This is a genomic window from Micromonospora sp. NPDC048930 (assembly GCF_043197935.1).
Lineage (GTDB): Bacteria > Actinomycetota > Actinomycetes > Mycobacteriales > Micromonosporaceae > Micromonospora.
Genome location: NZ_JBICUB010000039.1, coordinates 1 through 6563, shown reverse-complemented (window position 1 = coordinate 6563; position 6563 = coordinate 1). Strand labels below are relative to the sequence as shown.

General features: G+C 67.2%; 3 protein-coding genes. 1 reads left to right on the top strand and 2 read right to left on the bottom strand.

The window, feature by feature from the left end:
- Positions 1-667: 667 nt before the first annotated feature.
- Positions 668-2905, bottom strand: a complete 2238-nt coding sequence (locus ACGFI9_RS37770) for a hypothetical protein (RefSeq protein WP_393185992.1) — start codon at positions 2903-2905, stop codon at positions 668-670.
- A 704-nt stretch (positions 2906-3609) separates the two neighbouring features.
- Here ACGFI9_RS37770 and ACGFI9_RS37765 point away from each other — a divergent pair.
- Entirely contained in the window at positions 3610-4284 is a 675-nt protein-coding gene (locus ACGFI9_RS37765; protein ID WP_393185990.1) for an HNH endonuclease family protein, read from the top strand.
- A 271-nt stretch (positions 4285-4555) separates the two neighbouring features.
- Here the strand turns inward: ACGFI9_RS37765 and ACGFI9_RS37760 are convergent.
- Positions 4556-5346, bottom strand: a protein-coding gene (locus ACGFI9_RS37760) for an IS5 family transposase (protein WP_393185994.1) whose coding sequence is annotated in 2 segments (ribosomal slippage) — positions 4556-5013 and positions 5013-5346 — 792 coding nt in all. Because the reading frame shifts where the segments join, the coding sequence is not laid out codon by codon here.
- Positions 5347-6563 lie beyond the last annotated feature (1217 nt).

Here is a 6563-nt window from a genome sequence, read left to right as displayed (position 1 = left end):
GACACCGACCAGCCCAACCCCGCCCCGATCGCCGCATAACATCAGACCGGATCCCGCGATGGCCGTCTCCTACACCACCAACGCGGACGTGACCACCACCCCTGTCCCACAACGTCGAGCCAGTCAAACCCAAGCTGAGCCCCAAAATGCGATCCGGGCCAGGCCAGGCCTCCGACGCATGCCACAACGATGCTCCCGACCGGCCACCAGCGTTGCGCGGACCGCTCGGGCGACCGTTGCTCCTGCCTATCCGGATGGGCCATAACCCCTCCTACCAGCAGCCCGGGTTAGTGGTGACCCCGTGTCCAACCTCTCGCCGACGATCATCGCGGCCGCTATCGGAACTCGACTCAGTCGAGGACCCTCGCCTCAGCCTCAGGACCTGGCCACTAGTCCAGTACACCGCTGCGGACACCCGCATGACATCGGTTAAGCGTTCAGAGCCCGGGACCAGGCGAGCGCTACCCGGCCGCGAGCATTTGAGGAGCTAGGCCTGGAAATCAGGGTGAGATAGCTCCAGGATGCCGCTGCCCGCGGTGGCGTCAACCAGTTGACGACGGCCGAGCCCGAGTCCTCGCTGATTTGTCGGCGGGTTCGATTGATGGGCACAGGACGGGCCGAGGTGCCGTACCTGGCAACTCCGCCCGTCCTGTTGCTGAGCTAGGGCTTATTTCTTGCAGCCGACGACCTTGATGTCGTCCTCGCCTGCGAGCCGTGCGCCGGTGGTGAGCTGGCCGGTGAGCAGGGCGACGGTGGTGTCGCAGGTGATGCCGGTGCGTTGGGTGTCGGCCCGGCAGATCAGGTCGAGTCGGCCGTCGTCGTTGACGTCCTCGCCTTCCGGGGCACACGAGATGACGCTGTCCTCCGTGCCGGTCCGACCGAAGCGGAGGCTGTCGCGGTCGACATCGGTGAGCGCGTTGACGTCGGCGGTGGACAGGACGGCGAAGGGGAGCAGGCCTTCCTTGCCGATGTTGACCGCGCTGGGCAGGCTCCGCGGTTTGGCGTCCACCGGGTTCCACACCGTCGTGGTGGTGTTGTTGGCCAGCGACCGGTCCTCGGCGTGCGGTTCGTCGGTCGTCATCCGGGCGGTCACCGAGACGCTGTGCCGGTTGGTCTCGGTGCAGGTGATCCGCCAGGCCGTCGTGACGGTCGCAGTAGCATCTTCGTCGAGGGTCACGAGGTGGCTGTCGGGGCCTTCGGCGACGGCGGCGCAGTCGTTCGCGGTGCCGATGGTGAGATCGGTGCGGGTCTTGACGGCGGTGGCCGGGCCGGCGTTGCGGATCAGCGCGCGGGCGGTGCAGGCAGAGGCGTTGGTGTTCACCTCGCGTTCGGTGCAACTCACGTCGAGGGCATCGACGGACAGGTCCGCCGGTTGGAATATCTCGGTTACGGTCGTCGCGGTCGCGGCGGCGTTCCCGGTGATCGGGTCTTCCACATGAAGGTGCTCGAGCACAGCCGATGCTTCCGCTGCGATGGGGTGGTAGCTGCGCTGGGTGCAGCTCAGCCGCCATGTTGAGGTGACCGTGCGCGGCTGGGCGACGGGCAAGGCCAGGCGGGTATTGGCGTCGTCGCTGGTCGCCTCGCAGTCGGCCGGCGGGCGCAGGTCGAAGCTGACGGTGGTATCGACTGGGCCGTAGGGGCCGGCATTGGTGACGACTGCCGTGATCGAGCACTGGAACTGCTCACCGACGTCTGCCCGCTCCGCGCAGGTGATCTCGGTATCGCCGAGCTGGATGTCGGCGCGGTGGAACACCGGGAAGGTATGTTCGAACGCCACGGTGTTGTTGCCGAGATCCGGATCGATGACTCCTCCGGTGGCCACGGTCAGCCGGTCGGTGAATGTCATCGGATGGAACGACGGCTGCGTGCAACGCACTCGGACCCGGAAGTCGAGCGTCACCGACTGCCCGCGAGTCAACGGCCGGCTGACGTTGGCCTGCGCCGGCTCGGCAACGCAGTCGGCAGGCACCTCGACGGTCATGGCGTCGTCGATCGTGACGTCGGCGGGGCCGTCGTTGCGCACCACCGCACGCACGGTCAGGTCGGTGGATTCCCCGGCCTCCAGCCGCTGCGGCGGATCCACGAGCCCGAACTCCGCCTTCACCAGGTCGGCGCGTGTTTCGGCGTTGCCGAACTGCACGTGGCCGACCTGAGCATTGCCGATGCCCTCGGGGACCTCGACGACTCGACTGGCCGGCGTCGTGGGCGCCCAACCGTCCTGCCCGACCTCCTCGACCAGGTAGGTGCCTGGGCCGGAGCCGGCGAAGTCGAAGCGTGCCAGGCCGTCGGCGCCCGTGACGACGCTCCCGACGCGGCCGTTGGGTTGTCCGACCCGGCTTCCGATGCGGTTGATCCGGAAGCTCCACCCCGACAAGGGGCCTTCACCGGCGTCCCGAACGCCATTGCGGTTGCGGTCGTCGTACTTGTCCACGGTCAGCCACGGGACGGGCTCGATGACGTTCGGCGGGTGCCAGAAGTTGCCGCAGGCACGGGCGATGACGGAGCCGGCGAACTCCAGCACGTGGAATTCCACCGGCCCGCCGGTGAAGTTGCTGAGGATCCGATGCGGCGGCTGCTGGAGCGAGCCGATCGGGCACACCGGGCCGGCGTGCCCGGGTGTGCAGCTCACCCACTCCTGCGACGAGCCGGCCGGCACCACCAGGGTTCGCTCGTGGGCGTACCACAACCATTGCCGGGAGAACCCGTACGCCGCGTACAGGTCGGCGTTGTCGAGCAGCTGCTGGCGGCTGTTCAGGTTGCCCTTTCCAGGGTCGACAAGCCAGGTACTACGGCACCATTCGCCGACGGTGTCGACGAAGTCCTGCTCATTCGACCAGGGGCCGCAGACGGTTTCCTCCGCGATAGCTGGCGAGACGGGCAGTACGACGCCGACGGCGACGACCATGGCCAACACGACAGTCGAGACGAGCCGACGGAACCGCCTCACTCGTATACGACGCCTCAGGAAACGACGCGATGGGCCGGCGGGACTTGTGGATTGGGGAAACTCGACAGAATGCACAGCTGACCTGCCTCTCCTAGCGGTCGCGACCGCAGTCCTACCAACGGGACTCAGCGAGTCCCCTGAGGACTATCAACAAGGCCTGGTCGCGGCTAGTGGCGGACCGGTAACTTGGCGCAGTCGTCGATGGAAACGGCCGTGAACGGTGGATCAGCCCACCCGCGCCGTTGCCAAACGGGCCCGATCATCCACCCGCCTCATCTAGGAGGTCTACGGCCGCATCGGCGGTGACGCCGACGAGAATCGCCAACCCGACGCCAGTCGGCGGACACTCGTTCTGGGCGATCGACGTCCTCGACGTCGTCCGTCCGGGTAACCTCCGCAAATTGGGCAATTGCTTGCGGGCGCTGGCCCACCCGGCATCCCGCCCTCTGGTGTCCTGGGTCCCGCCTCTCGGCCCGGACTTCGAACTCCTCGCTCTTCGTGGACCCTCGTCACCTCGTTCGGCGACGGGACCGACCTGCTTGCCGCGGGACGCGACGAGGAGGATTTCGCAGAAGGGTTCCCGCCCCTTTACAGACATGACCGTCGATAGACATGATCGGTCGAGATGGTCGCTATCCACGACGGTCACCTGGGAGGCCCTCATGCGAGTAGCCCGAGTCTCCACCCGATCCCTGGCCTGGCGGCGCCGCATGGCCGCGACAGCCGCGGCCATCACTGCCGGCCTCTGCCTGGTAGCGGTCAACGCCCAGCCGGCCATGGCCACCCCGCCCGGCATCCCGTCCAAGTCGACCGCACAGTCGCAGCTCAACACCCTGACCGTCAAATCTGAAGGCTCGATGACCGGGTACTCCCGCGACCTGTTCCCGCACTGGATCACGATCAGCGGGACCTGTAACACCCGCGAGACGGTTCTCAAGCGCGACGGCACCTCGGTCGTCACCGACAGCAGCTGCGCCGCGGTGTCGGGCCGCTGGTACAGCCCATACGACGGGGCGACCTGGTACGCCGCCTCCGACGTCGACATCGACCACGTCGTACCCCTCGCGGAGGCTTGGCGCTCCGGCGCCAGCGGCTGGACCACCAGCCGCCGGCAGAGCTTCGCCAACGACCTCAGCCACCCGCAGCTGATCGCCGTCACCGACAACGTCAACCAGGCCAAGGGCGACCAGGACCCGTCCACCTGGCAGCCGCCGCTGTCGTCCTACCGCTGCACCTACAGCAAAATGTGGATCACAGTGAAGTACACCTGGGGTCTGACCCTGCAATCGAGCGAGAAGTCCGCCCTGCAGAGCATGCTCAACACCTGCGCCTCGTGACCCGCCACGGAGGCAAACGCGATCAACGGGGGAAGGACAGCCAGGCCCCGACGTAGGGGGCCGCCTACCTCGCCGCTGCGGTCACCTCCACCGCTTGCCGGGTCGGACTGGTGGAGCGCGGGGCGTCCGCCTCACCGTTTCCGGCAGCCCTGGGCGTGAGCCTTGGCCACAGGCGTGAGGGAGGCGACCACGGATCCATCGGCGGCCGGGGGAGGGGCACATGGATCCCTGGAGCTTCGCGCAGGTAGACGAGTGGCTTGACTGAGAGGTCCTAACAAAGTCGTACGACGTGCCGGTACGTGATGATGCAGGTGGCGAGGGTGAGGGCTTCGTGGATGTCGTCGGGGCGTTCCCAGCGGATGCGTAGCCGTCGCATGCCGTGGTACCAGGCGATCGTCCGCTCGACCACCCACCGGAACACACCGAGTCCGGAGCCGTGGGGCTGGCCGCGGCGGGCGATACGCGGGCGGATGCCCTTGCCGCCTACCGCTTTGCGGTACTTGTCGTGGTCGTAGGCGCGGTCGGCGAACAGCTGTTCAGGGCGCTGGCGGGGCCGACCACGCCTCCCGCGGACCGGCGGGATCTTGTCGATCAGCGGGAGCAGTTCGGTGACGTCGTGGCGGTTGCCGCCGGTCAGCGACACGGCCAGGGGGATGCCGGCGCCCTCGGTCAGGACGTGGTGCTTCGAGCCCGGGCGGGCGCGGTCGACCGGGCTCGGGCCGCTTTTGGGCCACGTCGGGCGGCCCGTACATGCGAGGAGTCGATCACGGCGCGGGGCCAGTCCAGCTTGCCGGCTGCCTGGAGCTCTGCCAGCAGCAGCTCGTGCAGCCGCTGCCAGACTCCGGCCTGGTTCCACTCCTCCAGACGTCGCCAGCACGTCATCCCGGACCCGAACCCCAGTTCCTGGGGCAGGAATTCCCACTGGATGCCGGTGTGCAGCACGAACAAGATCCCGCACAGCACCTGCCGATCCGGGATCCGCTTGCGTCCCGGATGCCGCGGGTTGCGCTCAGGTTTGGGCAGCAACGGCTCGATGCGCTGCCACAGCCCGTCCGGCACGATCCACGGCGGCTGCTCACCACGCCTCACAGCCCGGCACCGTAGATCACTACCTACAAGGGACGACAGGCCCAGAGATCAATTTGTTAGGAACTCCTAGCCGTCTCGAAGGATCGCGCGGCCGTCTCCTATCCACGCAACACGCCCATCACGGGCAAATCGCACACCACTTCTGTGACGCAACCGCGAGCCTGACGCTACTCGCGATGCGACACTGCCCAATCTTCAGAGCTCGATGGGCTCACCGCTGACGAACCGCGGAGGCATGACGCCGTGCGCCGCGCTGGCCGCCATCGCCCGGCCGGCAAATCCTAGTCCGGCCCAGAGCAATCTCGGCAGTACCTCACCAGGCAGTCGAGGTCTCCATCGTGGCATACCCGGGGCAAGAACCCCTGGCGTCCCTAAGAAGCATTAGGGAGTCGGGATAGGTTGATCTTGTCGATGGGTTTCTATCGGGTAGCGTTGCCGCAGCTCAGCCGCCTGACACGGCAGATCGGCAAGGCTCGTGTGGGGCCTCGAATCGCCGACGCCCCCAAACGAGCCCCCAAGGCCGCACCCGGCCGAGCCCCCACACGCCGGCTGACAACCACAGGGCTGGCTCGGCCGCGACGAGCGCCCAAACAGTGTCGACTCCGTCTGCGACCGAAGGATCGAACAGTTGGTCGTGCCTGAAAGGGTGACTCTCCGCAGCGTCAGCACTGGCGGTCCACGCGGAAATTCTGCTGGCCGCCGACAGCCGCGAAAAAGCCGCACCGCCGCTACACCGTTGTCAGCCCCTGTCAGGGCTGGCACCGTCACCGATCTGAACCGCCCCAGGTTTTACGAACACCGATTGATGGCCCACCCATCAGGTCAGATCCTGTTAGGCCGTGTTAGGCACGGTCAGATTCTGTCAGACGTCGGGCTTGCTGACAGAACCGCTCGCTCGCCACACCCGGACGGCTCAGGCCTGACAGGAATCGCCGATCGCGGTCCTGTTGGGCGTCCCGGCCTGACAGGCCGGATGTGAAGTGGTCGCGTGTGGCGGCTTGGGCCCATAGGACGTGCACGAGCGCGGCAACGGTGGCGCCTGGACAGCTGCTGCTCATCGGCGTGTAACTGTCGGGTGAGGACCTGGCAGGGCAGTGGGCTTCCCCCTGAGATGTGGACACCCTGAGACTGGACGTTGGTCCAGAGGAAGGGGTGTCCCCGTTGGGGCGTCCATCGAAGTACACGGAAGA